The organism is Nocardia vaccinii NBRC 15922 (assembly GCF_001613305.1).
Lineage (GTDB): Bacteria > Actinomycetota > Actinomycetes > Mycobacteriales > Mycobacteriaceae > Nocardia > Nocardia vaccinii.
Window position 1 is genome coordinate 38,947 of the sequence record NZ_BDCC01000028.1, and the last position, 25,308, is coordinate 64,254.

Sequence of the window (25,308 nt, forward strand, 5' to 3'; positions counted from 1 at the left end):
CACGTTGTCACGTGCCGGGTCCTTCGTCGGCCTGGAGCCTGCTCAGCAATTCCCGCCACGAACCGATATCGTGGCCGGCTCCGGGCTCGAGCGGTTCGACCTCGCCCTCGTAATTCCGATAGAGCTCTCGCAAACGCTGGAGACCAAACGTCTGGACCGGGTCGGCGGCAGAGCCGAGTTGCTGGAGCCGGTGTGAGTGTTCGGCGAATGTCCGGCTGCCCGATCGAACAACATCGGTCCATTGATCGGTCGTGGAGAAGATATCTCTGTTGAAATCCGGCAGGATGCTGGGCGAGAGTCCCTCGCGTTCCAAGGCCCAGTTCATCAGGAGCCGTGAGGACCGCCCGTTGTAGTCTCTGAACGGGTGGATGGAGATGAACCGCTGCTGGAGTTCGGCCGCGAGCCGGTACGGATCGCTCCCGGGCCGCGCGCGTGCCTCATTGTACCAGTCGGACAACGACTGAAGTTCGTGGCGGATTGAATCCGGGTCGGTGATCCGATAGGAGACTGCGCCGATGTTGCGTTCCAAAGGAACAGTTCCTTCGTGGATATGTATCAAGTAGGGGTTGGCCTCGATCGCTGATATTTCATCCAATGTGAACGGTTTCCCGTTGATGAACCACCGCTCTCCTTGTACGAAGACCCCGGCGTCGGGCATGCCAAACTGTGCGACTCGCTGGTGCAGTTCGGAGATGAACGGCACGGACAATTCCTGATCGCCGTACCTGCGCGTGAATGCGCGTGCATCCAGATAGCCCGCCCAATCCCTTGCACCGAACAACAATTCGGGCTGCGGTCGATCGGCGATCATGGCCGCCTGGTGGACCGGCTCGTCGATGAACAGACTCGACTCCAGCGCACGCTGGGACGGAGTGTGCAACCCCAGTTCTGCAGACCGTTGTTCGATCAGCGCCAACGGTTTGTCCAGGCGATCCAGCGGCGGCTGAACTTCTCCCTGTGTTATCGGTACCTGCGGACCGAAATCATCTGCCGAATCCGGCTCGGTCGCCAGGACCCGGGCCTCGCCGTCCAGATCCGACTTTCGAATTCTCCGCGCGGCCGTCTCGCCCCGGTCGGCGATCTCACGCATGGCGCCCGCATCGTGTTCGGCTGCCTCGGTTACTCGAAGGATCTTGGGGGCTATTCGCTCACGAAATAGATCGGCAATGGCCCTGCTGATCCACATCCTGCTCCTGCCCAGCACCTACTGGCAGAACTGTGCTCAGCCACGGTACGCGACGGTTCCAATCACTCGATCGAGACTCTATCCGGAGACAGAACGGTTACCCAGTAGCGAATGGTGTTTCGAAACTTTCGTGCCGCAGCAGCCATGCCTTGACATCCAGTCCCCAGCGGAATCCGCCGAGTGTTCCGTCGGTGCGCAGGATGCGGTGGCAGGGGACGAAGAGGGCGGCGGCGTTGCGGGCGCAGGCGTTGGAGGCGGCGCGGACGGCTTCGGGGCGGCCGGACAGGGCGGCGAATGCGGTGTAGGTGATCGGATTTCCGGCCGGGACAGTGCGGAGCACGTCCCAGGCGTGCAGTAGGAAGGGGCCGGATACCTGACGTACCGGGATGGTGTCGATCGCGAAAATCTCACCGGCGTGGTACTTCTCGACCGCGCTGGTCACCTCGCCGAGCGAATCACGTTGCCGCAGTTCATCGGGCCGCAGACTGGGATGTACGAGCTGTCGTAATCCCCCGGAATCGGCGGTCCAGCCGGCGGCCAGGACCACGCCATCCGCATCGACCAGCGTGGTGAACGGCCCGAGTGTCGTCGGAGTCGTCGCGAATTCGGCGGTATTCATTGTGCTGCACCTACTTTCGCCGATTCATCGGCTGCGAGTCGGGCCGGGCGGCGAGAGCCCGCTTCCACAGATGCATGGACAGATAGGACCGCCACGGTGACCACCGCGCGGTATCGGTGAGGTCGATGCCAAGCAGCGCCGCGCCGCGCCGGACCACCAGATCGGTGTGCATCAGCACGTCCGGATCGGCGAGGAGCCGCATGGTCACGTAATCCGCCGTCCACGGCCCGACCCCGTCCAGAGCGAGTAGATCGTGGCGCAGGTCGGGGGCGGTGCGACCGGCATGCAGGCACAGCTCGCCGGAAGCCAGCGCACGCGCCGCCGAGACGATGGACGACGTGCGCCGCGCCGGTCCGGTCAACACCTCGGAACCGTGCTCGGCGATCGCCTCGGGGGTCGGGAAGAGCCGCGGTACCGGCCCGCCGATATCCTCGCCCAGTGCCTCCACCAGGCGGGCGGTGTGCGTTGCGGCCGCCGCGACCGAGATCTGCTGACCGATCATGGTGCGCAGCAACAGTTCCGGGCCGTCGATACAGCCGGGAACGCGAATGCCGGGACCGAACCCCGGTCCGCGTCCGGACTCCCGGCTACCCGCGGTGAGCGCTTCATCGATGCCGACCGGGTCGGCGTCCAGGTCCAGCAGATGCCGCAACCGCGCCACCGTCGGGGCGAGATCGCGCATATCGTGCAGGGCCAGGCCCGCTCGCACATGGCCGGGCTGCACGCTCAGGCGCACCGTGGCATGTCCGTGCGGTGTGCGCAGTCCGCGCGTGTAGTGGCCGTCCTCCCACAGATCCAGCCCCGGCACCGCGTGCGAGGACAGGAACCAGGTCAGCCAGCCCGCGTCGAGCGGTTCGCGATACGGCAGCCGCAGGGTGAGCACGCCGTTCGTCGCGGGCAGGGTATCGCCGCGCAGCCGCCGCGACTCGTCCCGCAGAACCGTCGGGCTGACCGCGAACACCTCGCGCACGGTGTCGTTGAACTGGCGGATACTGGCGAATCCGGCGGCGAAGGCGACATCGGACATCGGCATGTGTGTGGTCTGGATCAGCAGTCGGGCGGTATGCGCGCGATGCGCGCGTGCCAGAGCCAGCGGCCCCGCACCGAGTTCCGTGGTCAACACCCTGGTCAGCTGACGCTGGGAATAGCCGAGCGATCCGGCCAGTGCGGGCACGCCACCACGTTCGATCACCCCGTCGGCGATCAGTCGCATGGCGCGCGCGGCGAGATCCGCACGGGTGTTCCACAGCGGCGAGCCGGGTGCCGCATCGGGCAGGCAGCGACGGCAGGCGCGGAATCCGGACTGCTGTGCGGCCGCGGCGGTCGGCAGGAACGTCACATTCGCGCGTTTGGGAGTTATGGCCGGACACGATGGGCGGCAATAGATTCCGGTCGTGCGGACGGCGGTCACGAACTGCCCGTCGAAACGGGCGTCGCGGGTCGTGACCGCGCGATAACAGCGCTCGAACTCGAGACCGTGTGCACTCACACAATCCACCCTGTCAGGACCCGCATCCCCACGCTAGCGGAAAACAGACATATATGCTCAACAGCAGCGGGTGGCCGGATTGCGTTCGGCGGCCGCGTACCGGTCGCGCCAGTATTCCCGTTCGGTCGGGACCGGATGCCCGGGATGATTGCGCCGCAGATGCTCGACGTACCGCGCGTAATCCCGGCCGCCCAGAATCGCATTGAAGTATCCGGCCGCGGACCGGGCCGCGCGCAGTACGCCGCGCGCGGCCCGCATCGTGTTCGGCCGGGCTCCCCGGACTCCGGGGCTCGCGTCCGGGATCGGCGCGGATGTCATTCCGCGGCCACCGGATGCGCGGCGCCGGGTGCGGTGACCTTACCGGCTTTCACCAGCTCGTCCCATTCCCGCTGCACCTCCCGCTCGGACTTGGTGGCCACGAAACCGCTGGGCCCGAAGATCTTCGAGGGAACCTCCGGCGTCTCGGTGGTCTCACTACCGCCGCGCCGTAGGGCTCGGATGCACACCAGCACACCGATCACCGCGACGATCAGCACCAGCACAGCGAACACGATCGACAGCGTGCCCTGGATGAAGCTGTTGCGGATCACCTTGTCCATATCGTGCATATTCTTCGCCGGCGACAAAACCTTGCCGGCGTCGCGGGCCGCACTGTAGATGCTGTGTTGCTTGAAGTAGCCCAGATTCTTGTCGGCGGAGAAGATCTTCTGCCACGACGCGGTCATCGTCACGACCAGATCCCAGATCAGCGGCAGCGCGGGAATCCACGCCCACTTGACCAGGCCCTTCTTCACCACGATGACCAGGACCACGGTCAGCGCGATCGCGGCGAGCAGCTGATTGGCGATGCCGAACAGCGGATACAGCGTGTAGATGCCGCCGAGCGGATCGGTCACGCCCATCAGCAGCACCGAACCCCAGCCCGCGACAACGAGCGCCGAGCAGAGCCACGCGCCCGGCCGCCAGGACGGATCGGAGAACTTGCGGGCCGGCCCGCCGAGGTTGCCCAGGGTGTCCGAGAGCATGAACCGCGCGACGCGCGTCCCGGCGTCGATCGTGGTGAGGATGAACAGCGCCTCGAACATGATCGCGAAGTGGTACCAGAATGCCTTGAGCGAGGAGCCGCCCAGGAACCCTTGCAGCACATGGGACATGCCGACCGCGAGCGTCGGCGCGCCGCCGGTCTTGGACAGCAGTGAACTCTCGTCGACGCTCTTGGCCTCGTTGATCAGATCGGTGCCGGTGATGGGCGTGCCGCCCAGATTCATCCCGTTGATCTTCTTGGCCGCGGCGTCGGCGGTGGCCTGCGCGATCTGCGCGGGCGAGGCTCCGGCGGGCAGACCGGGTGGGGTGGCCGTCAGGCCGCCGGTGTTGATCGCGAAGAACACGTGCTGGTCGACGATGCTGGCCGCGATGATCGCCATCACCGCGACGAACGACTCCATCAACATGCCGCCGTAGCCGATCATGCGCGCCTGGGACTGCTTCTCCAGCAGTTTCGGCGTGGTGCCCGAGGACACCAGCGCATGGAATCCCGACAGCGCGCCGCAGGCGATGGTGATGAACAGGAACGGGAACAGGCTGCCCGCGAAGGCGGGACCGTGGCTGTTGCCGGCGAACTGGGAGATCGCCGGAGCCTTCAGCACGGGCATGGTGATCAGCACGCCGACCGCCAGCAGCACGATGGTGCCGATCTTCATGAACGTGGACAGATAGTCGCGCGGGGCGAGCAGCAGCCACACCGGCAGCACCGAGGCGATGAAGCCGTAGATGATCAGAATCCACGAGATCGTGGTGCCGTCCATCATGAAAGCCGAACGGCCCCAGCCGGAATCGCCGACCCACTTACCGGCCACGATGGCGAGCAGCAACAGGACGAAACCGGCGATGGAGATCTCGCCGACCTTGCCCGGGCGCACATAGCGCAGATACAGACCCATCAGCACGGCGATCGGGACCGTCATCGAGATCGAGAACACGCCCCACGGGCTGCCGCCGTGCAGTCGCCCGTCCGCGCCCTTGGTGGCGGCCAGGGCGTTCACCACGACGATGCCGAGCACCGCCAGCAGAATCACCATGATGGCCAGCACCGCGACCAGGGCCGCGATACCGCCGACCACGCCGAGTTCGTCGCGGGCCATCTGCCCCAGGCTGCGGCCGCGGCGTTTGACCGAGGCCCACAGCACCAGGTAGTCCTGCACCGCACCGGCGAGCACGACGCCGACCACGATCCACAGCGTGCCCGGCAGATACCCCATCTGCGCGGCGAGCACCGGCCCGACCAGCGGGCCGGCACCGGCGATGGCGGCGAAGTGGTGACCGAACAGGACCCGCCGGTCCATCGGCATGTAGTCGGTGCCGTTCTCCAATTCCTCGGCGGGCGTGGCGACATCGTCGCGCGGCTGGGTGATCCGGTTCGCGATCAGCCGGGAGTAGAACTGGTAGGCGATGATGTAGGTGCAGACCGCGGCCACCACGATCCACACCGCGTTGACGTTCTCGCCCCGGCTGATGCCCAGCACCGCCCAGCCGACGGCGCCCAGAATCGCGATGGCGAGGAAAATCGCCTTCTTCGCCGGGCTGATGGGTGAGCGGTCCACGACCCCGACCGGAGGCAGGTCGGGGTCGGTCCGGAGGTATTCGATCGTCGCCATGCGAGTAGTTCTCCCGTGTTCATGTACGGGTCCGACATACGTAAATCGGACATGGGCAGTGTGCCACGGCGGACCGACAGGCAGGGGCGGTAACGAGTGGATCCGGTGCGGGAAACGTTGTCCGTGCGTGTGCTGCTACGGATCGCTCGGCCGCGAACGTAAGCTGCGCGTGCTGATCCATTGGATTGCTGATGTTTTGCCCGATCGGGTGCGTCTGGGCCGCCCATAACGTCGCCGCCGATCGGGCCGACGAGGAGGTCCGTGAATCCGGTGCGCCGCCGAACCCTGCTCGGATCGATGCTGGCCGCACCGATCCTGGCCGGTTGCGACACCGCCGACGAGGACGCGGTGACCTTCTTCTTCCAGGCGCGGCCGCAGGAGGCCCGCGCCCGGATGCGGGTCATCGCCGCCTTCACCGAACAGCACCCCGAGATCCGGATTCGCACCCTCATATCCGGTCCGGATCCGTTGCAGCAGATGCTCACCTACTGTGCCGGGGGCAAATGCCCGGACGTGCTCATGGCCTGGGAGCTACTGTTCGCGGGTCTGGCCGACCGCGGTGTGCTGCTGGATCTGCGCACGATGCTGGATCGCGATCCGCGATCCGCGGCGGCGCTGCGGGCGGACAGCTACCCGACGCTGTACGAGACGTTCGACTACCGCGGTGGCCGGTACGCGCTGCCCGAGCAGTGGTCGGGGGTGTTCCTCTACTACAATCGGAAGCTGTTCGCCCAGGCGGGAATTCGCCCGCCGGTCCGCTGGTCGCAACCGTGGAGCTTCGAGCAATTCCTCGCCGCGGCGAGGGCTTCGACCCGCCGCGACGGTCACGGGCGGGTTCGGCAGTGGGGTTTCACCGACGCCTGGGTGCCGTACTGTTCGGCGGCCTGCTTCGGCATGAACAACGGCGCGCAGTGGTTCAGTCCGCCGAAAGCGCCGACCCACACCGATATCGGAGATCCGCGCTTCGCCGAGGGACTGCAGTTCTACGCCGATCTCGCGGTGCGGCACGGCGTCGCGCCGAGTGTCGCGGATCGATTGTCGGACTCGGCCGCGGATCTGTTCGCCCAGGGCAGGGCGGCCATGGTGCTCGGCGGGCATTGGCTCTATTCGGAATTCGTCGAACAGGACGATCTGGATTTCGACGTCACCGTGCTGCCGGTGGGGCCGCACGGCGGGCCGGGTGCGGTCACCGATGTCGGATGTACCGGCCTGGCGATCGCCGCGAACAGTCCGCGACGTGAAAAGGCCTGGGAATTCGTGAAGTTCGCGACCGGGCCGATCGGCCAGGCGATCATCGCCGAATCCGGTCTGTTCGTTCCGGTCCTGCATTCGGCCATGAGCTCACCGGGATTCGCCGCGGCGCACACCCGGATCGGTAATCTCGAGGTGTTCACCGGCGGACCCGCTGCCTCGCGCACGATGGTGACGACCCCGGCGTGGGGGAAGGTCGAATCGCTGATGTCGCGGGGCTGCGATCGAGTGTTGCGCGGTGCGGCGCGGGCGGATTCGCTGGGCGCGATGGCCGGGGACATCGATGCGCTGCTGCGAGCGCCGACGTGAGCGGTGCGCGCACTGTCTGCCGAACGGCACGGCCGCACCGGTCCGCGCTGGACCGGCAGCGATCGCGAGCCGGAAAGTCCTTCGTCGCACCGAATCTGGTCGCGGTCGGGCTGTTCATGCTGTTCCCCCTGGGATTCTCGCTGTATCTGAGTTTTCACTCGTGGGATCTGTTCCGGCCCATGCGGTTCACCGGACTGGCCAATTACCGCGAACTCTTCGCCGATCCGATGTTCTATATCGCGCTGCGCAATACCGCGGTCTGCACGGCGCTGACGCTGGTCCCGACGGTCGTGATCAGCCTCGGGGTGGCGGTCGCACTGAATCGGAAACTGAAGGGAATAGCGCTGTTCCGCACCGCGGTGTTCCTCCCGCTGGTCGCCTCCACGGTCGCCATGGCGGTGGTGTGGCGATTCCTGTTCATCACCGATGACGGTGTGCTGAACATCGTGTTGGGCCGGGCCGGAGTGCGGCCGGTGCCCTGGCTCACCGATCCCGGGTGGGCGCTGTTCTCGTTGAGCGTCGTCACGGTGTGGAAGGGCGTGCCGTTCGCGACCGTCATCCTGCTCGCCGCGATGCAGGCGGTGCCCGAGACGCTGTACGAGGCCGCCACGATCGACGGAGCCGGGGCATGGCGGCGGTTCCGGTCCATCACCCTTCCGCTGTTGCGCGGTGCGCTGTCGTTCGTGGTCGTGATCACCGTGATCAATTCGGTGCAGGCGTTCGATCAGGCCTATGCCTTGACCGACGGCAACGGCGGACCCGAAACCGGCACCTATGTACTGGGAATCATGTTGTTCCAGAACGCTTTCCGATTCTATCAGGTCGGCTATGCGGCCGCGTTGGCCTGGGTGGTCTTCGCGCTGCTACTGGTGCTGACCGTGCTGCAACTGAGGCTCTCCCGACGTGATATGTGATCATAGTCACAGGCTATGGCTGTCGCAATCCGCGCGCGGGCGGGATTCGGCCCGATTACTCCTGTGGCACAGCGATTTGCGGACCGGAGGTTCGGGCCAGGAGCTCGGCTTCGTAACTGTAGGCGAGGTGTTCGCGGGATTTGAGGGTGTCGGGGTGGTCGGGGCCGAGCAGGCGTTCGCGATCCTCGGCGGTGCGGGTGTGCGCCTCGATCGCCTCGGCGAAACGGCCCGCGTCGTGGTAGGCGACCGCGAGGTTGTTGCGGGCGATGAGGGTGTGCCGGTGGTCGGGGCCGAGTTGGCGTTCGCAGTCGGCGAGCAGGCGTTCGAACAGGTCGGCTGCCTCGCTCGCGCGGCCGACCTCCGCATACCCGTGGGCCAGGCCGATGCGGGCGCGCTCGGAGATCGGATGGTCCGGGCCGAGCACCCGCTCACTGGTACTCAACGCCTGTTCGTACAGGTCGGCTGCCTCATTCGCGCGATTCGCCGCGGCCCGGTCCGAGGCCAGATTGACCGTGGAGTGCAGCGTATCGGGATGTTCCGGGCCCAGTACCCGCCGCCGCGCGGTCAGCAGCCGTTCGTCCAGCGCGGTCGCCTTGGCTACCTTGCCGGCCTCGCGCAGGCAGGAGGCCAGTGAATCGCAGGTGATCAGGGTGTCGCGGTGATTGGACCCGAGTAGCCGCTCGCTGTCGGCCAGGCAGATGCGGTAGAGCTCGATCGCGTCGTCCAGCCGCCCGTCCTCGCGATAGGCCAGGGCGAGATTGTGCCGTGCGGTGAGCGTGTTCTTGTGGTCGGGGCCGAAGCCCTGCTCGCTGTCGGTGAGGGTGCGTTCGTACAGGTCGATGGCTTCCACCATGCGCCCGGCCTCGCGATAGCAGCGCGCGAGACTGCCCCGGAAGATCAACGTGTCGAGATCCTGTGGGCCGAAGGTGTTCTCGCTGTCGGTGAGCACTCGCTCGTACACGTCGATGGCTTGGGAGGACCGGCCCGCTTCCCGATATGCGCGGGCCAGGTTTCCGGCGGAGATCAGCGTGTGCCGGTGCAGCGGACCCATCGCCCGTTCCCGATCGACCAGGATCTTCTCGTAGCGCGCGATCACCTCGGCGTGCTCGTCGTCCAGATCCGAATACGCACTGGCCGTGACATTTCGGGCCGGTTCGGACTCCGCGTTCGCTTCCCCGGACGTCCTCGGGATGGGTGCGGTCGGGTTGTCCTCGGGCGCGGTGGATTCGCCCGCTACCGGCGATTCCGTCGTGCCGGTGCGGACGGGCTCGTCGTCGATGGGCTCGGACGAGAGCGGCGATTCGGCTGCGGGCGTATCCACGGGCTCGGAATCGGTGTCGCCACTCGATGTTCCGAACGGGGTGGTCTCGGTGCGATCGGTGTCCGGGGTGGGTCCGTCAGCGACGACGGCGAGTGGCTTCTCCGGATCGGCCACAGTTCCGTCGACGATCCCGAGCGGTTCCGAATTCGCGTCGGCACTGGCCGAGGCGGGCGGCGCGGTATCGGATGCCGCGGCGCCCGCCTCGGCGTCGATGCCGGATGGTCGCCGCGATCCGGCTGCGCTCGCGGCGGTGGAATCCGCATCGTTGTGCGGTGTTTCGGTCCGCACCGTGTCGGCGTGCGCGGATTCGGCGATGGGCTCCGCAGTGGTTACCGGATGCGGCTCAGGTGCGGCGGCCCCGGAATGCGCTTCGCCGTAGGGCGTTTCGAGCTGGGCGATGGTGGCTCGGGCGGTTTCCCCGGCCGGCCCCGACTCCTCGGCGTCGGAGGGTGTCGGTGACGCGGCGTCGTCTGCGGTTCCGATCGCCGCTCCGGAATCGATGTCGCCCAGTGCTTCCGGATCATCTGCCACAGCGGCCTGAACCTGCGTGCGCGACGCTGGAGCCGCTTCGCCGGACGCCGTCAACGCGCTGTCCGTGTCACGTGCTGTCGCGACGGGGGCGGGATCGGAACCGGGAGACCCGACGGTGTGCTCGAAATCTGCCGCGTCGGTATTCTGCTTCGGCTCAGCCGATTCCGGCTCGAAGATATGCGCTGGTTCGGGAACGTCATCGCGCAATGGTTCCGCCGATTGCGCGAAGGTATCCGCCAGCGAGATCGACAGGGCGCCGACACTCTTCCCGGCCTGCGGCTCCGATCCGGGGACCGGAGCGAACTCACCCTGTGTCGGATCGCCCAGGAGTGGTTGCAGGGTGAGTTTCAGTGTGTGCGTGGTGGTTCCGGCGCTCTCGGGCACCTGCGGGCCGACCACGTGGAAGCGCGGCTCGCCCGCGTCGGTGTCGATCAGCAGCCGCACCGTCAATTCGGCTGCGCGCGGCTCGTATCCGCCGGCCCGATCGCCTGTCATAGCGGTGAGTTCCCGAGTGAGCGCCCGTAACACGTCGGGCAACGGAATCGTCTCGGTTACCGCAATCCGGTCGTCGGTCATGATCATCCCCTTGCCGGAACTCGAGTGGACATCCGCGGGCGGCGGTCGTTCGAGTTTATCGTGCCGGGCTCCCGCGGCCACTCGCCGAGGACCCCAAACAGACTGTACGGCAGGGGTTCTCGCGTCGATAGCGCTACATGTGGTAGTGGCGGTCGTTTGGCAGCTCAAGGGCGTTGTTCGCCCTGTCGCGCTGCAATGAGCCGGTGAACCCGTCGGCGCCGAGTGCTTCCCAGTACGGATTGCCTTCGAAGCTGGGCGCAGAATGAGGGCGACGAAATCCCGTGTCAGCGCCGGGAGTGGATGATGCGGTGGTGAGCGGGTCCCGAGATGTTGATTTCCGAGGAGGCCGCGCAGGCGGCGAAGCGTGTTGCCGAAGCCGTGAACAGCCGGATCGCGAGGGTGGCCAGGGCTGATGTCGAACATTGTTTGGCCCCTGCTATCCGCGAAACCGATGATGTGGCCCGCGTATTGCCCGAGGCCGACAGTGAGGGACTTCGCACCGGACTCGACGCCGGAGAGCCGTCTTTTCCGCCCTTGCCGGCCGACTCCGCACCGCCGGACCGCTTCTACAACGGGGCACGCCTGTGGCAAGTCGATCAAGTATTTCCCAGGGCTTTCCCCGGAAAGCAAGCCGTCGAGGCAGAGGGCGATGGCTACATACGCACTGCGTCACACAGTTCCGCCGGCGACGTCGTATACCTGACCGACAGCGACGATATCGCCGGCGTATACGGAACGATCACGAGCTGGACCGATGTCCGTGACGGCACGATGCGATTTCATCCTGCAGGCATGGTGCTGGGTGTCGACGCCAACCGCATCGCGGTGAACCCGATGGCCGCGGAGGGGCATTCGGCAGCCAACTTCGTCGAAGGTGTCAGCGACCGGGTGTTCACCACTCCGGGGCGGGTAGACACATCCAAGCTCGTAAGCGTGCGATTTCAGACCTACGACAACATCATCGGCAACCCGGATGTAACCCTGGTTGCCGACGGGTTCCCCGGCTTCGAGGGCTTGGGGCAGGAGTCGCTGCGCGACCGCACAGTGGTCGCCGATCGGCTCGCCGCCATCGCCGACGTCGTGCGCAGGAACTATCCGACGATCGACGTCTCGGTTGGGGGCAACCCTCTGTCCAGTGACGAAGCCATCACTACCTTCCTGGCAACATGAACGACAGCGAGACCGTCTAGCGCAGCAGGATGGCGCTCAGACGCTGGGCTGCGGCCCGGACGGCGGCGCCCAGGGTCTCCTCGTCCGCGGGGCCGGGATCGATGGGGGACACGCCGATACTCGCGACGGTCGCCGAACCGCGGCCGGGGACCGCGGCCGAGACGCCGCCCACGGACGGGACCAGTTCCCCGTGGGAGACGGCGTAACCGCGCTCGCGGGCGCGGGTGACCTCCTCGCGTTCGCCGGGGACGGGGGGAAGCGCGGCCAGGATGGCCAGCCCCGCCGAACCGCGGTCGATCGGATCGAGCTGCCCGGTCTGGAAAGCGACGTGGATCCGGGCGTCGCGAGGTTCGACGACCATCAGGGCGCGCACCTCGGTCTCACTCTCCCGGACGACCAGGTGCGCGGTGGCTCGCACGCTGTCGGCGAGTTCCTCCAGCACGGGACGGGCCAGGGTGCGCAGGTCCTGTTCCACCGGTTCGGCCAGCCGCACCAGGCCGAGCCCTAGGAAGACGCGCTTGAAATCGTCGCGCCGGCACAGGTGGTGATATTCGAGCGTGCGCACGAGCCGGTGCGCCACCGTGCGATGCACCCCGACCTGGTCCGCGATCTCGGTGACGGAGATGCCCTCGGTTCTGCGTGCGAGCAGTTCGAGGATCTGCAGTCCGTTGTGCAACGTCTTGCACATATCCGACCCGACATCGCCGCTGGTGGCCGCCGGTTCCCCGGACGCCCGTAACTGAGGCATAGCTGAACTCCTTGACCGTTGTGACCTGAAGCACCTACAGTGTCCACATATAACACGCTACGTGCGATTATCGCACACTTTGGAGTTCTTGGAAAGTGATGCCCTCAAATCCCGCCGTCGACGCAGGCGCGGTCGCGGCCATTCATCAGCTCTATGCCCGGCAGAGCCGGGCGATCGACTCCGGCGCCGCCCAGGAGTGGGCGCGGACCTTCACCGCGGCCGGTGAATTCCACTCGCCGACCTACCCGGACCCGGTTGTCGGCACGGCCGCCCTGACCGAATTCGCGGCCGAATTCGATCGCGCGGCCCGTGCGTCCGACGAGCGCCGCAGGCATGTCCTCAGCAACCTTCTCGTCGAGCGGATCGACGCGCGGACCCTCGCGGTGAGCGCCTATCTGCAGGTGATCGCCACCCGCATCGGGGGCGAGGCGCGGTTGGTGCGTTTCACCACGGTCGCCGATCGGCTCACCCGTGACGGCGACGACTGGTCGATCACCCGCCGGGTGGTCGAGCGGGACGACGCACCGCGTTGAAAACTCTTCTGGCCCTGATTATTTCGAAGGAGAACACACCTATGGCGATGGCAACCGGAGCATCGAACCCGGGCCGGGTCGAGCACGGCCGGATCGAGGTCGTGCACCCCGACATGGAGGGCAAGGCGGCGGTCGTGACCGGCGCCGCGCGTGGAATGGGCGCGGTCTTCGCGGCCGGACTGGCCGCCCGCGGCGTGGACGTGCTGGGCGCGGACATCAACGACGAGCAGATGACGACCACCGCCGCCGAGATCGCTGCCGAACTCGCGAACTCGGGCGTCGAGAAGCCGGGTCGCGTGGTCGCCGCGCGCGTCGACGTGACCTCCGCCGACGACCACGAAGCGCTGGCGCAGCGCGCGATCGCCGAGTTCGGGCGACTGGATTTCTGGATCAACAACGCGGGCATCTTCCCGTTCGCCGAGGCGCAGGACATCTCACCCGAGCAGATCGCCGCGGTACTGGACGTCAACGTGGAGGGCGTGCTGTTCGGCGCGCAGGCCGCCGCGCGGCATATGCGTCCCGGCGGCGCGATCGTCAACATGTCCTCGGTGTCCGCGGTGCGGGTGCGGCGCGGCCGGGGCGCGTACTGCACCTCCAAGGCGGCCGTCGCGCATCTGACCGAATCGCTCGCGGTCGAGTTGGGCGACAAGGGAATTCGGGTGAACTCGATCGCCCCCGGCTACATCGATACCGAGATGACCCGGTGGGTGCGCGAGGACCCGGCCGCGCTCGCCCACGCGCTCGACGTCGTTCCGCTGCATCGGCTGGGTTCGCCCGAGGAGGTCCTGGGTCCGCTGCTGTTCCTGCTGTCGGACAGCGCCCGGTACGTCACGGGACATTCCATCGCCGTGGACGGCGGGTCCCGGCATGTCTGAGTCGCCGAGCAGCGAAAAGTATCCCGACGTCGTGCTGATCACCGGCGCGGCCCGCGGGATGGGCGCCAACCACGCGCGGGCGCTGGCCGCGCGGGGCGTGCACGTCTGCGTGGCCGACATCATCGACACCGCCGAGGTGATCGACGAGATCGAGCGTGCCGGTGGCCGCGCCTCGGCCCACCACCTCGACGTCGCCGATCCGGCGGCGTGGGCTCGCACGATCGACGAAATACGTTCCGGCCCAGGGGCTCTCGGTGGATTGATCAACAATGCCGGTATCTCGCGCCGGCTGGAATTCATGGACACCCCGGACGAGATCTGGGAGCAGACCATGCGAACCAACCTGTTCGGCCCGTTCTACGGGATCAAGGCCGCGGCGCCGCTGATGCGCGAGAGCGGTGGTGGCGCGATCGTCAACATCTCCTCCATCGCGGGTCTGATCGGATATTTCTCGCCGGCCACTCGTCGAGCAAATGGGGTCTGACCGGACTGTCGAAATCGGCGGCCGGAAATCTCGCGAAATGGGGGATCCGGGTGAACTCGGTGCATCCGGGCCTGGTAGGCACGGATCTGGTGCGGGGAGCGGACGAATTCGTCGCGGCCTCGCTGCGGAGCATTCCGGCGGGTCGCACAGCGAGCCCGGACGAGATCACCGACGCGGTGCTGTTCCTGCTCTCCGACCGCTCCGGCTACATCACCGGCACCGAGGTCACCGTGGACGGCGGGCTGATCTCCAACGGCCTGTACCACCGTGTACTCGCGGATGCGGAAGGAAAACTGTCATGAGCGAGGACTCCTGGGACGTCATCGTCGTCGGCGGTGGCGGCGCCGGACTGGCCGCCGCCGTGACGGCCGCCGAGCACGGCGCGACGGTGCTGTTGCTGGAATCGGAAACCGAACTCGGCGGTTCGACGCGACTGTCGGCGGGGTTGTTCACCGCCGCCGCGACCAGCGTGCAGCGGGCCCTCGGGATCGAGGACGACGCCGAGCGGTTCTTCCAGCACTACATGGACCTCAACCACTGGATGCTCAAACCGGGTCTGATCCGCACCTTCTGCGAGCAGTCCGGGCCGACCCTGGAATGGCTGATCGGCCTCGGTGTCGAGATCCCGGCCCGGATCTCCGCCAACGCCCACATGCCCGGCCTGAGCCAGGCCGGTGTGGAGGACGTCTGGCGCGGACACGTGCCGAAGGATCAGGGTTACGGCCTGATTCAGGTCCTCGACAAAGCGCGCCGGGCGCACGGGATCGAGACCGTACTGGCGACCCGGGCGCAGTCGCTGATCCGCGAACACGGGCGCATCGTCGGCGTGATCGCCGATGGCGTCGAGGTGCGCGCGAATGCCGTGGTCATCGCCAGCGGCGGCTTCGCCCGGGACGCGTCGCTGGTCGATTCGTATTTTCCGGCAGCGCGCGCGGCGGGCGAGTCGTTGTTCGTGGTCGCGGCTCCAGGCAGTCGCGGCGACCACATCCGATTCGCCGAGGAGATCGAGTCGTCGGTGACCGGACAGGGCTGGGGGCTGCTGCTGCCGACCGCTTACTTCCAGCGTCACCACCACTGGACCTCGGGATTCCCGCCGAAGTCGCGGATCTATGTGAACGGTCTGGGCCGTCGTTTCATGGACGAGGACGCCTCCTACGCGGTCTCGACCGGGATCATGGCCGCCCAGCCCGGCGAGGTGTGGGCCGTCTTCGACGAGACCGCGCGGCTGGGTCTGGCGTCCGGGTACACCGATTGGATTCCCGAGCGCGTCGCCGCGGAGGCGGAGGCCGGGCGGACGCTGCGTGCGGCTACGCTCACCGAACTCGCCGACCGGATGGGCGTGCCCGCCGAGGCGTTGACGCACACCGTGACGCGGTGGAACGAGCAACTTCCCGGTGGCCGCGACGAGGAGTTCCGCCGCCATCGCACCCTGGCGAACAAGGGTTCCTCGGCCGATCCCGATCCGATCGCGCAGCCGCCCTACTACGCGGTGCGGATGCTGCCCGCCGAACTGGTCTGTACCCACGCGGGTATGGAAATCGACAGTGCCGCAATGGTTCTGGATCGGAATGGTGATCCGGTGCCCGGCCTGTTCGCGGCGGGGGAAGCCGGCGCCGGAGTGCTCGGCCAACGCTACGTCGGCGGCGGAAACGCCGTCGCCAACGCACTCACCATGGGCCGGATCGCCGGCCGCAACGCCGCGCGTCTCGCGCGTCGTGGGACCTCCGCGGGCCGGGCACCGGCCGGAGTCTGATCGCATCGGGCCGGACCCGATGGCAGCAAGGAAATATCTCATGCACGGAATCGACACCCCCACATCGTCGTCGGACGCCGAATCCCCTGCCGGACAGGGTAAGTCGATCGCCAAGGTCGTTCGCGCGGCCGTGGTCGGCACTGTCGTCGAGTACTACGACTTCGGTATCTACGGCTATATGGCGACCACCATCGCCGCGCTGTTCTTCGCCAAGGGCGATGACACCGCGGCGCTGCTGGGCACCTTCGCGACCTTCGCCGTCGCCTTCTTCCTACGGGTGCCGGGTGGCATCATCTTCGGCCACGTCGGCGACAAGTACGGGCGCAAGCGCGCGCTGTCCTGGACCATCCTGCTGATGGTGGCCGCCACCGCCCTGATGGGGTTGATGCCCACCTATCTGACACTGGGCCTCTGGGCCACCGCGGCCCTCGTCCTGGCGCGCTGCCTGCAGGGTTTCGCGGCGGGCGGCGAACTCGGCGGGGCGAACGCCTTCGTCTCCGAATCCGCGCCGACCCACCGGCGCGCGACCTACACCGCGATGGTCAACTCCGGGACCTACCTCGGATCGCTCGTCGCGTCACTGATCGCACTCGCGATGACCTCGCTGTTCACCAAGGACGAGATCCTGCACTGGGCGTGGCGTATCCCGTTCCTGCTCAGCCTGCTCATCGGCGGCGTGGGGATCTGGATTCGCAACAGTATGGAGGAGACCCCACAGTTCGACGAGCTGACCAAGAAGGGTGAGACCAAGAAGGTGCCGATCATGGAACTGCTGCGCAGTTCCGGCGGGCCGCTGGTGAAGATCCTGTTCCTGGGCGCCTTCATCACCGGCGGTTACTACATCGCGTCCGTGTACGCCGCGACCTACCTGCAGAAGAGCGGTCATCAGACGTCCTCGGTGGCGTTCCTGTCCACCTCGCTGGCGCTGGTTCTGGGCGTCGCCACGCTACCCATCGCCGGGGCCGCGGCCGACCGCTACGGTCGGCGGCTGGTGCTGATCGGCGGCAGCGTGGCCGGTGTCGTGCTCGGCGTGCCGATGTTCATGCTGATGTCGGGCGGCAGCGTGTGGCAGGCGGTGTTCGGGCAATCGGTGCTGTTCATCGCGGTGTCGGTGGTCAATGCCGCTTCATATGTGAGCTATGTCGAGATGCTCAAGGCGTCGGTCCGCTACAGCGGTTTGGCATTGGGCAACAACATCACGAACATGCTGCTGGGCGGCACCGCGCCGTTCATCGCGACATGGCTGATCGACGTCACCCGCAACAGTCTCGCCCCGGCGGGCTACTTCGTGTTCTGCGCGGTGCTCACCCTCGTGGCGGCGCTGTTCGTCCGGGAGACCAAAGGGATCGAGCTGCCGGTGGACTGATCCACGCCGACACCGGACCGGGCGTTCATGCGGGGACGCCCGGTCTTTCACCCGGTGAACGCGCCGATCTCGCGGACCGCGTCCAGCAGCGGGTGCCGCGCGTTCCGGACGGTGGCCTCGCGGTTGGTGACGATGTTGATCGCCGCGAGCCCGCCCCATCCGGGCAACGGCGCGGCGATGGCGTGCGCCCCGGCGTTGAGTTCGCCGTGGGTGGTGATGAAGCCCTGCGACCGGGCCGTCGCGACCCGATCGGGCTCACCGGGTTGGGGCGGGCCCGCGGCCAGGGCGGCGACGCCGCCCGCGCCGCGATCGAGCGGATCGCGGTTGCCGAGCCGATAGGAGAACCGCGGGCCGTCGCTCGGCGGTTCGGCCACCAGGGTCGTGATCGCGTATCCGTCGACCACCTCGACCAGTGATGCGGTCGCGTCGACCATGCGCGCGAGACGTTCGAGAACGGGTTGGGCCACCTCACGCAGCCGCGGGCGGGCCAGGCCGAGCAGATCCGGTACCGCCGGGCCGATCCGGTAGGCCCCCGAATCGTCACGTACGGCGAATCCGGTGCGCTGCAACGAGATCAACAATCGCGTGGTGATGGAGCGGTGCAGTCCGCACGCGGTGACGACCTGTGCGGTGGTCAGACCGTCGGGATGACGGCTCAGCTCGACCAGTACCGCCAGGCCGCGTTCCAGCGTCTGCGCACCATCGTTGGGTTCAGCGCGTGTCACGGGTGTCATTGTTCTACCTCTGTTCGTCCGCGCGATCTTCGGTCTTCGTCGGGCGCGTTCGGTGGCCGAGTTGTCCGACTGCGGCCGCCGGTCGCAGGACGGTCCCGTCGTCGATCGGTCCGAGTGTGGTCGGGTCGTTCCGGTTGTTCGGTGGACGAGTAGTCCGAGATCGGTCGCCCGCCGGAGAAGATCGACCGTCGAGCTGTCCGGATGTGGTCGGGTCGCCGGGGATGTTCGGTGGTCGAGCTATCCGAGTGCCGCCGGGATCGGTGGCCGAGTGGAGGCGAGTGTGGTCGGGCCGTCGGGAGGACGTTCAGTCGTCGAGTAGATCGAGTGCGGCCAGATCCTCGTAGGGCTCCTCGATGCTGCACGAGCCGTAGGAGATGAACAGCGTTCGGGCTGTTGTCTCTGCGGTGTCGCCGAGTGCGCCGGCGAGTGCAGCGGCGTTCCGCTCGGCGAGAATTTTTGCGAGAGAGTCAGTTTCGGCGCCACCCAATGCGGCCGATGCGGCGCACAGTACGTTGAGGAAACCGTGGTGCTCGAATCCGGTTTCCGCGTCGGTGTGCCGGATCGCATTGTGTAGTCCCGCAGTGCATTTGAACGGTGTGGAGCTGCGGGCGGCATCGGCGATCCAGGTCGCCAGTCCGGTTTCGTCCGGGAATGCCTCGGCCTGCGTGCCGCCGGTGCGGAATTTCAGCCGCAGGCCGTTCGTGGCGATGGCGGCGAGTACTTCGGTCCACTCCGGATGAGTCGGGCGCGGCACTTCGACATACGTCGTGATGCCCCGTCGATCGTGGTTCGCGATGGCGGTGACCTGCGGAGTCAACGGTCGCGATCGGTCGAGTTTGACCTCCAGCGCCCGCACCGCCACGCGATGTTCCCCGGCGTTCTCGATCGTCTCGGCGAGCGCGTCGGGGGTCGGGACCACGATGCTGACCGGCAGGGGTTCGGGGAACAGATCGGGCGTCGCCAGCCGTGCGGCGGTCGCGAGGTCGCCGGTCCCGAGTACGAACGGGCCGGCCAGTGCTCGCAGACGCGACTTGCGGTGTGCGGCATGGGCGATCACGGCCTCGGGCAGTGGCAGCGATCCGGGCGGAAAGATCGCGGCGTCGTCGACGAGGGCGGCGAATACGTTCGGGATTGACATGAGTCACACTCTAGCGCAGTATGGTCGATAATAGGTTACATAGTGACCGTTTATCGAACATATCTGTCGAGCATCGAGGTGGGGTATGGCGTACTACCGACGCGTGGGGGACGTACCGGGCAAGCGGCACACACAATTCCGCGACGACGCGGGTGCGCTTCGGTACGAGGAGCTGATGGGTGAGGAGGGCTTCACCTCCGACTCCTCGCTGCTGTATCACCGCACGATTCCCTCGGCGATCGTGGGCAGTGAGGTCTGGGACCTGGGCGAGCAGCCGACCGTGCCGAACCATCCGATGAAACCCCGTCACCTGCGGCTGCACGATCTGTTCGACGCCGGTGCCGCCGCTGGGATCGACGCCGTCACCGGCAGGCGACTGGTCCTGGGCAACGGGGATGTGCGGATCGGCTACGTGGTCGCCGGTGCGGTGTCGCCGTACTACCGCAACGCGATCGGCGACGAATGTGTGTACGTCGAGTCCGGGCGCGGTGTCGTCGAGACGATATTCGGCGTATTATCCTACCGCACAGGGGATTTCGTCATGATTCCGCGGGCGACCACGCATCGCTGGGTGCCCGATGCGGCCGAGGGGCCGAGCCGGTTGTACCCGATCGAGGGGAACAGCCACATCGCGCCGCCGAAGCGTTACCTGTCGCGTTTCGGGCAACTGCTGGAGCACGCGCCGTATTGCGAGCGCGACCTGTACGGACCCGAGCAGCCGTTGCTCGTCGACGGTACCGACGTCGAGGTGCTGATGAAGCATCGCGGCGCGGAAGGGGTCGTCGGTACCCGCTTCACCTACGCCGATCACCCGTTCGACGTCGTCGGCTGGGACGGCTGCCTGTATCCGTACACGTTCAACGTCGAGGATTTCATGCCGATCACCGGTAAGGTCCACCAGCCGCCGCCGGTCCACCAGGTCTTCGAGGGCGATAATTTCGTGGTCTGCGCGTTCGTGCCCCGCAAGGTCGACTATCACCCGCTGTCGATCCCGGTGCCCTACTACCACTCCAATGTCGATTCCGACGAGGTCATGTTCTACGTCGGCGGCGATTACGCGGCTCGCAAGGGTTCCGGTATCGGGATCGGCTCGGTGTCGCTGCATCCCGGCGGCCACGCGCACGGTCCGCAGCCGGGCGCGATGGAGGCGTCGATCGGTGTGCGGCAGGTCGACGAGCTGGCGGTGATGGTCGATACGTTCCGGCCGCTCGACCTCGGCGAGGCCGCGACCGCCGGCGACGACGGCGTCTACGCCTGGACGTGGGCCGGACGGACGATCGAGTGAGCATGGACGATCCGGTGCGTATGAACAAGCGAACTCGTGGAGAGGTGACCCGATGACCGCCGCCGAACGCCTGGCGACCGCAGGCTTCGACATCAACCATCTGCCGTACGGATCGTTCTCGACATCCGAGTCCGGCCCGAAACTCGGTGTGCGCCTGGGGGATCACGTCTTCGCTGTCGCTGCTCTACTGGGCCGCGCCGGTGCCGCGCCCGAGGACGTCGCGGCCACGAATGCCGCGAACCTCGACCCACTGCTCGCCCGCGACCGGGCGTCCTGGGACCGGGTCCGCGCCGGGGCCGTTCGGGCATTGACTGATCCGGCTGTCGCCGAAACCCTTGTCGCCGAGGCTGTTCCGCTGGCCGAGGCGACTCTGCACCTGCCGTTCACCGTCGCCGACTACGTCGATTTCTACGGCAACGAGTTCCACGCCTCCAACGTGGGCCGGATCTTCCGTCCCGGACAGCCGCCGCTGACGCCGAACTGGAAGCATCTGCCCATCGGCTACCACGGCCGCGCGGGCACCATCGTCCCCAGCGGCACCGAAATCCCGCGCCCGAAGGGCCTTCGCCCCGAACCCGAGGGATCGCCCACCTTCGGCCCGAGCCGTCGCTTGGACATCGAGGTCGAAATGGGTTTCGTACTGGGATCCGCTGTCCCGCAAGGGGAAGTGCCCCTGGCCGCCGCCGATGACCACATCTTCGGAGTGACCCTCACCAACGACTGGTCCGCCCGCGACATCCAGGCCTTCGAGTACGTCCCCCTGGGCCCCTTCCTGGCCAAATCCTTCGCCACCTCCATATCCGTCTGGGTAACCCCCCTGGCCGCACTCGACCGGGCTCGCACCACTCCGCCCGAGCGGGATACGCCGCTGGCCCCCTATCTCGACGACTCCGCCACTCCCGCATGGGCTTTCGACATAGAGGTCGACGTCATCCTCAACGGTGAAGTGGTCTCCACCGCCCCCTACGCCACGACCTACTGGACCGCGGCCCAGATGCTCGCCCACATGACCGTCAACGGCGCGGGCCTACGGCCGGGCGACTTCTTCGCCAGCGGCACCATCTCCGGCCCCGACCCCGGCCAACGCGGTTCCTTCCTGGAGATAACCTGGGGCGGAACCGAACCCCTATCCCTGTCCGACGGTACCGAAATCTCCTTCCTCCGCGACAACGACGAAGTAACCCTCCGAGCCCGAGCGAACGGCACCACCCTCACCCTCGGCGAAACCACCGGCCGCATATTGCCTGCCCGCTGAACGGATTTCAGCCCGACGGGTTACATCGTGAGGACCATGCGGTACCGGGCGCGTCCCTGTTCCATGTCGGCATAGGCTTCGGCGGCCCGATCCAGCGGGAGTTCCTGCGTTCGGGCACGCACGCCGGATTGGACCGCGAAGTTCATCGTGTCCTCGATATCGCGGGCGGTTCCGGACGGATGGCCGATGATGCTCAGTCCCGAGGTGATCAACTGCATCGGGCTGATCGGCAGTGGTTCGGCGGTGACGCCGATGGTGATCAGTTCGCCGCGCGGCGCGAGGCCGCCGATCGTCTGCGCCATGGCCGGGCTGCTGGCCGCGGTCCCGAGGACGACGTCGGCGCCGCCCAGTCGGCGCAGCGCGTCGCCGACATCCTCGGCGTTCGAATCGATGTAGTGGTGAGCGCCCAGCTCACGGGCATCCTCGGCCTTACGTGCTCCGCGGGCGATCGCAATCGCCTCGAAGCCCATCGCGCGTGCGAACTGCACGCCGAGATGGCCGAGTCCGCCGATGCCCAAGATCGCGACGCGGTCGCCGGGCGTCGCCCTGCTCTCGCGAAGCGCGTGGAATGTGGTGACTCCCGCGCAGCCCATCGGCGCGGCTTCCGTCAGGGAAAGAGCGTCCGGAATACGGGCCAGCGCGTTGGACGGTACCGTCACCGACTCGGCGTATCCGCCGGGATAGTGCCAGCTCGGGACCTGCATGTTCGCGCAGTGGATGAAATCGCCCTTGCGGCACGGAACACATACGGCGCAGTTCCCGCCGAACCAGCCCACCGCGACGCGGTCGCCGACGGCGAAGTTGCCGACCCCGGCCCCGAGTTCGACGATGGTTCCGGCGATCTCGTGCCCTGGCGTCAGCGGCCAGGACATCCCCGGAAACCCGCCACCGACGAATGCCCGGTCGGTACCGCAGACCCCGCACGCCGCCACCTGGATACGCACCTGATCGCGAGCCGGTGACGTCGTCTCGACCTCGGCCGGTTTCAGCGCCGCACCGGCGGACTGCACGTGAACAGCCTGATGAGTGGACATCTACATCCTCGCTTTCCTCGGGGAACATGAAAGACTGGTCGGCAGGAAGCGCCACAGGATTCGAGGCAACGGCAGCTGGGATCCCCCGACCGACTCGGAGGACCTCTGCTCCGGCCATGTGCGATCTGCAGAGGAGCTACCGTGAGACGTACGATCGCGGCAATCGCCGCGGCAATCACACTGACTGGACCGGGAATCGGTGCCGCGAACGCGAGAAGCAGTGCCCCGGTGGTCGGCCCCGGAACCTCGATCGGGCTGTGCACCGTCACCACCGCCGGACACGACGCTCGGGGCAACGCGGTGGCTCTCACGGCCGGGCACTGCATGCTCAGCCGTGGTCATCGGCTACGGATTCAGGATCGGATGAGCGTGTGCGAGTAAGGGATGCCATTCTCGACTATTCGCAATCTGGAGAACGCATTCGTGAAACGGATAACAGTTCAGGCCGCACGAGTTACCGAGCCGAATGCGAAACGTTTCACCGTTCATCACATACTCGGTGGCTCGAACCCATTGATTGAGAATCGGTTACGCTGCCGTTCTTTCCCGCGCGACCGCTGTTGAACTGTTATTTATCCGAGGAGTGCCCGCGCCATGATGGCAAATGCTCGCGCCGACCCATTATCCCTTGTGGGGCAGGCACTTTCGAATCAGATACCACCTCTACAAGTCGAATCGTGTGAAGAATTTCGAGCTAGATTATCGCCACCAGCGCTCCCAGCAGTGCGCCCAAGCCTGCGATAGCGAGACCAGCTGCACTTCCAATACCTGGTAGTAACATGGTTCCTCCTTCAACGCTTTGTCGAGCCGAACTAACAATTTCCAGCCTAGATCCGCCCGTCGAAAAGTCAACAGCTCGAACCGGTGTCGACAATGGCCGCGATTTGCGCGCCGACGATTGAAAGACATCCTCGGACAGGTTGTTTCGATTCCTGTGAAGTGCGTGACCACATCCAGCTCGCGAACTGAAGACCCCGTTTCCCCGCCGGAACCACTCGGTCGGCGAAAAGGGTTTCGTGCGCGATCCCCGCGTTCTCCCATGCGCACCATTCCCGCGCGGCCGTCTCGCGCGCGAACCGGCTCGTGCTCTCACGCCGCGTCCGGATTCGGGGCGAGGCGATGGGCCATTGCCCTGGTGGGTGCGACAACTCTTGACAACCTACAACTGATCGGTTGTATATTCTTCTCGTGACCGAGCCCGACGAGGAGGACAGGGCCGATGCGCTGTTCCACGCGCTCGCCGACCGAACCCGGCGCGACATCATGCGCAGGGTGCTGGCCGGAGAGCACTCGGTCTCCGCTCTCGCCGCGAAGTACGACATGAGCTTCGCGGCAGTGCAGAAGCACGTCGCCGTCCTGCAGAAGGCCGGCCTGCTCACCAAGCGGCGCGACGGTCGCGAGCAGCTGGCCAGCGGCGACGTGACGGCGGTGCGGTCGGTGGCATCCATGCTCAGCGAGCTGGAGCAGGTCTGGCGTGGCCGCATCGCGCGGATCGACGAGCTGATCGCATCCGACACCCCACCACACCACAGTCAGAAGGAGTAACAATGCCCGTCATCGACGTCCAGCACGACCTGGACTCCCGCACCCTGACCATCACCGCCGAATTCACCGCGCGAGTGGAGCGGATCTGGCAGATCTACGCCGACCCGCGTCAGCTGGAAAAGGTCTGGGGTCCGCCGACCTACCCGGCGACCGTCGTCGATCACAACCTCACCCCCGGCGGCCTGGTGACCTACTTCATGACCGGTCCGGAGGGCGAGAAGTTCGCCGGGTACTGGAAAGTCACGGCCGTCGACGAGCCGCGCAGCTTCTCGTTCGAGGACGGATTCGCCGACCTGGAATTCAACCCGAACCCGGATTTGCCTGTCTCGCACAATGTTTACACGTTCACCGAGCAGGATGGCCGCACCCGCGCCGAGTATGTCAGCACCTACGAATCCGCGGAAGGGCTGCAGAAGGTGCTGGAGATGGGTGTCATCGAGGGCGCCAGCGCCGCACTCGGCCAGATCGATGCACTCCTCGCTTCCTGATCCGCAGACAACCAGTCGCACATCGTTTCCAAGGGGCATTGTGCTGGCCG

The 25,308-nt window shown here is 66.7% G+C and carries 22 protein-coding genes and 1 pseudogene; 13 read left to right on the top strand and 10 right to left on the bottom strand.

The annotated features are described in order from the left end of the window. Nucleotides 1–7 precede the first annotated feature (7 nt). The 5 genes from NV1_RS18765 to NV1_RS18785 all read right to left on the bottom strand — a co-directional run bounded on the left by NV1_RS18765 (nt 8) and on the right by NV1_RS18785 (nt 5,948). Nucleotides 8–916: a Fic family protein gene (locus NV1_RS18765; protein ID WP_174557457.1), complete on the bottom strand. Its 909-nt coding sequence runs from the start codon at nt 914–916 to the stop codon at nt 8–10. Between the two features lie 367 nt (nt 917–1,283). After that, nucleotides 1,284–1,805 (bottom strand): methylated-DNA--[protein]-cysteine S-methyltransferase, encoded by a 522-nt coding sequence (locus NV1_RS18770; RefSeq protein WP_067893018.1) that lies wholly within the window; start codon nt 1,803–1,805, stop codon nt 1,284–1,286. A 10-nt stretch (nt 1,806–1,815) separates the two neighbouring features. Next, nucleotides 1,816–3,294: an Ada metal-binding domain-containing protein gene (locus NV1_RS18775; protein ID WP_067893244.1), complete on the bottom strand. Its 1,479-nt coding sequence runs from the start codon at nt 3,292–3,294 to the stop codon at nt 1,816–1,818. A gap of 57 nt (nt 3,295–3,351) precedes the next feature. Continuing rightward, complete coding sequence (locus NV1_RS18780) at nt 3,352–3,612, bottom strand: YbdD/YjiX family protein (protein ID WP_373864626.1); 261 nt, start codon at nt 3,610–3,612, stop codon at nt 3,352–3,354. Beyond that, entirely contained in the window at nt 3,609–5,948 is a 2,340-nt protein-coding gene (locus NV1_RS18785; RefSeq protein ID WP_067893020.1) for a carbon starvation CstA family protein, read from the bottom strand. The genes NV1_RS18780 and NV1_RS18785 overlap by 4 nt, the downstream gene beginning before the upstream one ends. A 297-nt stretch (nt 5,949–6,245) precedes the next feature. Between NV1_RS18785 and NV1_RS18790 the strand changes: the two genes are divergently transcribed. Together NV1_RS18790 and NV1_RS18795 are read left to right on the top strand one after the other, a co-directional pair. Next, nucleotides 6,246–7,508, top strand: a complete 1,263-nt coding sequence (locus NV1_RS18790) for an ABC transporter substrate-binding protein (RefSeq protein WP_067893248.1) — start codon at nt 6,246–6,248, stop codon at nt 7,506–7,508. A 47-nt stretch (nt 7,509–7,555) separates the two neighbouring features. After that, nucleotides 7,556–8,422, top strand: coding sequence for a carbohydrate ABC transporter permease (locus tag NV1_RS18795; protein ID WP_067893250.1), 867 nt, complete (start codon nt 7,556–7,558; stop codon nt 8,420–8,422). A 55-nt stretch (nt 8,423–8,477) separates the two neighbouring features. Here the strand turns inward: NV1_RS18795 and NV1_RS18800 are convergent, their stop codons facing one another. Then, entirely contained in the window at nt 8,478–10,850 is a 2,373-nt protein-coding gene (locus tag NV1_RS18800; RefSeq protein WP_169813349.1) for a tetratricopeptide repeat protein, read from the bottom strand. Nucleotides 10,851–11,177: 327 nt separating this feature from the next. On the opposite strand from NV1_RS18800, the gene NV1_RS18805 reads away from it, so the two are divergent. Then, nucleotides 11,178–12,020 (top strand): hypothetical protein, encoded by an 843-nt coding sequence (locus tag NV1_RS18805; RefSeq protein WP_067893024.1) that lies wholly within the window; start codon nt 11,178–11,180, stop codon nt 12,018–12,020. A 16-nt stretch (nt 12,021–12,036) separates the two neighbouring features. Here the strand turns inward: NV1_RS18805 and NV1_RS18810 are convergent, their stop codons facing one another. Beyond that, complete coding sequence (locus NV1_RS18810) at nt 12,037–12,768, bottom strand: IclR family transcriptional regulator (RefSeq protein WP_067893026.1); 732 nt, start codon at nt 12,766–12,768, stop codon at nt 12,037–12,039. A gap of 98 nt (nt 12,769–12,866) precedes the next feature. Here NV1_RS18810 and NV1_RS18815 point away from each other — a divergent pair, with 98 nt between their 5' ends. The 5 genes and pseudogenes from NV1_RS18815 (at nt 12,867) to NV1_RS18835 (ending at nt 17,779) form a co-directional block, all read left to right on the top strand. Beyond that, a complete protein-coding gene (locus NV1_RS18815; RefSeq protein WP_067893028.1) occupies nt 12,867–13,301 on the top strand; it encodes a nuclear transport factor 2 family protein in 435 nt (144 codons plus the stop codon). Between the two features lie 47 nt (nt 13,302–13,348). Further along, nucleotides 13,349–14,176: an SDR family NAD(P)-dependent oxidoreductase gene (locus tag NV1_RS18820; protein WP_067893252.1), complete on the top strand. Its 828-nt coding sequence runs from the start codon at nt 13,349–13,351 to the stop codon at nt 14,174–14,176. Further along, nucleotides 14,169–14,962 (top strand): annotated as a pseudogene (locus NV1_RS18825) (SDR family NAD(P)-dependent oxidoreductase). Before NV1_RS18820 ends, NV1_RS18825 begins: the two are co-directional and overlap by 8 nt. Beyond that, on the top strand, nt 14,959–16,413 hold the full coding sequence (locus NV1_RS18830) for an FAD-dependent oxidoreductase (RefSeq protein WP_067893030.1): 1,455 nt from the start codon (nt 14,959–14,961) through the stop codon (nt 16,411–16,413). The pseudogene NV1_RS18825 and the gene NV1_RS18830 overlap by 4 nt, the downstream one beginning before the upstream one ends. Before the next feature lie 40 nt (nt 16,414–16,453). Next, nucleotides 16,454–17,779, top strand: a complete 1,326-nt coding sequence (locus tag NV1_RS18835) for an MFS transporter (RefSeq protein ID WP_067893031.1) — start codon at nt 16,454–16,456, stop codon at nt 17,777–17,779. A 47-nt stretch (nt 17,780–17,826) separates the two neighbouring features. On the opposite strand, the gene NV1_RS18840 is transcribed toward NV1_RS18835, so the two are convergent. Next, nucleotides 17,827–18,504, bottom strand: a complete 678-nt coding sequence (locus NV1_RS18840) for an IclR family transcriptional regulator (protein WP_218027093.1) — start codon at nt 18,502–18,504, stop codon at nt 17,827–17,829. A gap of 313 nt (nt 18,505–18,817) precedes the next feature. Continuing rightward, nucleotides 18,818–19,651: a hypothetical protein gene (locus NV1_RS18845; RefSeq protein WP_067893033.1), complete on the bottom strand. Its 834-nt coding sequence runs from the start codon at nt 19,649–19,651 to the stop codon at nt 18,818–18,820. Nucleotides 19,652–19,736: 85 nt separating this feature from the next. Here NV1_RS18845 and NV1_RS18850 point away from each other — a divergent pair, with 85 nt between their 5' ends. Both NV1_RS18850 and fahA read left to right on the top strand, forming a co-directional pair. Continuing rightward, nucleotides 19,737–20,936 carry a homogentisate 1,2-dioxygenase gene (locus NV1_RS18850; protein ID WP_067893034.1) on the top strand — a complete coding sequence of 400 codons (1,200 nt, stop codon included), beginning with the start codon at nt 19,737–19,739 and terminating at the stop codon, nt 20,934–20,936. A gap of 52 nt (nt 20,937–20,988) precedes the next feature. After that, nucleotides 20,989–22,191: a fumarylacetoacetase gene (fahA, locus tag NV1_RS18855; protein ID WP_067893040.1), complete on the top strand. Its 1,203-nt coding sequence runs from the start codon at nt 20,989–20,991 to the stop codon at nt 22,189–22,191. A gap of 20 nt (nt 22,192–22,211) precedes the next feature. On the opposite strand, the gene NV1_RS18860 is transcribed toward fahA, so the two are convergent. Beyond that, nucleotides 22,212–23,225, bottom strand: a complete 1,014-nt coding sequence (locus tag NV1_RS18860; protein ID WP_067893042.1) for an alcohol dehydrogenase catalytic domain-containing protein — start codon at nt 23,223–23,225, stop codon at nt 22,212–22,214. Between the two features lie 141 nt (nt 23,226–23,366). On the opposite strand from NV1_RS18860, the gene NV1_RS43630 reads away from it, so the two are divergent. From NV1_RS43630 to NV1_RS18870, 3 genes are all read left to right on the top strand, one after another. Then, a complete protein-coding gene (locus NV1_RS43630) occupies nt 23,367–23,606 on the top strand; it encodes a hypothetical protein (protein ID WP_157117127.1) in 240 nt (79 codons plus the stop codon). Nucleotides 23,607–24,413: 807 nt separating this feature from the next. Next, nucleotides 24,414–24,770: an ArsR/SmtB family transcription factor gene (locus tag NV1_RS18865; RefSeq protein ID WP_067893044.1), complete on the top strand. Its 357-nt coding sequence runs from the start codon at nt 24,414–24,416 to the stop codon at nt 24,768–24,770. Between the two features lie 2 nt (nt 24,771–24,772). Beyond that, nucleotides 24,773–25,258, top strand: coding sequence for an SRPBCC family protein (locus tag NV1_RS18870; protein ID WP_067893046.1), 486 nt, complete (start codon nt 24,773–24,775; stop codon nt 25,256–25,258). The last annotated feature ends 50 nt before the right edge of the window (nt 25,259–25,308 follow it).

What these genes read in the sequence shown, in the direction of transcription:
- NV1_RS18820 (WP_067893252.1), top strand. Translation starts at nt 13,349, where the DNA reads ATGGCAACCGGAGCATCGAACCCGGGCCGGGTCGAGCACGGCCGGATC.
- NV1_RS18810 (WP_067893026.1), bottom strand. Translation starts at nt 12,768, where the DNA reads ATGCCTCAGTTACGGGCGTCCGGGGAACCGGCGGCCACCAGCGGCGAT.
- NV1_RS18770 (WP_067893018.1), bottom strand. Translation starts at nt 1,805, where the DNA reads ATGAATACCGCCGAATTCGCGACGACTCCGACGACACTCGGGCCGTTC.
- NV1_RS18860 (WP_067893042.1), bottom strand. Translation starts at nt 23,225, where the DNA reads ATGTCCACTCATCAGGCTGTTCACGTGCAGTCCGCCGGTGCGGCGCTG.
- NV1_RS18800 (WP_169813349.1), bottom strand. Translation starts at nt 10,850, where the DNA reads ATGACCGACGACCGGATTGCGGTAACCGAGACGATTCCGTTGCCCGAC.
- NV1_RS18835 (WP_067893031.1), top strand. Translation starts at nt 16,454, where the DNA reads ATGCACGGAATCGACACCCCCACATCGTCGTCGGACGCCGAATCCCCT.
- fahA (WP_067893040.1), top strand. Translation starts at nt 20,989, where the DNA reads ATGACCGCCGCCGAACGCCTGGCGACCGCAGGCTTCGACATCAACCAT.
- NV1_RS18805 (WP_067893024.1), top strand. Translation starts at nt 11,178, where the DNA reads ATGTTGATTTCCGAGGAGGCCGCGCAGGCGGCGAAGCGTGTTGCCGAA.
- NV1_RS18830 (WP_067893030.1), top strand. Translation starts at nt 14,959, where the DNA reads ATGAGCGAGGACTCCTGGGACGTCATCGTCGTCGGCGGTGGCGGCGCC.
- NV1_RS18850 (WP_067893034.1), top strand. Translation starts at nt 19,737, where the DNA reads ATGGCGTACTACCGACGCGTGGGGGACGTACCGGGCAAGCGGCACACA.
- NV1_RS18790 (WP_067893248.1), top strand. Translation starts at nt 6,246, where the DNA reads ATGCTGGCCGCACCGATCCTGGCCGGTTGCGACACCGCCGACGAGGAC.
- NV1_RS18815 (WP_067893028.1), top strand. Translation starts at nt 12,867, where the DNA reads ATGCCCTCAAATCCCGCCGTCGACGCAGGCGCGGTCGCGGCCATTCAT.
- NV1_RS18870 (WP_067893046.1), top strand. Translation starts at nt 24,773, where the DNA reads ATGCCCGTCATCGACGTCCAGCACGACCTGGACTCCCGCACCCTGACC.
- NV1_RS18785 (WP_067893020.1), bottom strand. Translation starts at nt 5,948, where the DNA reads ATGGCGACGATCGAATACCTCCGGACCGACCCCGACCTGCCTCCGGTC.
- NV1_RS18780 (WP_373864626.1), bottom strand. Translation starts at nt 3,612, where the DNA reads ATGACATCCGCGCCGATCCCGGACGCGAGCCCCGGAGTCCGGGGAGCC.
- NV1_RS18845 (WP_067893033.1), bottom strand. Translation starts at nt 19,651, where the DNA reads ATGTCAATCCCGAACGTATTCGCCGCCCTCGTCGACGACGCCGCGATC.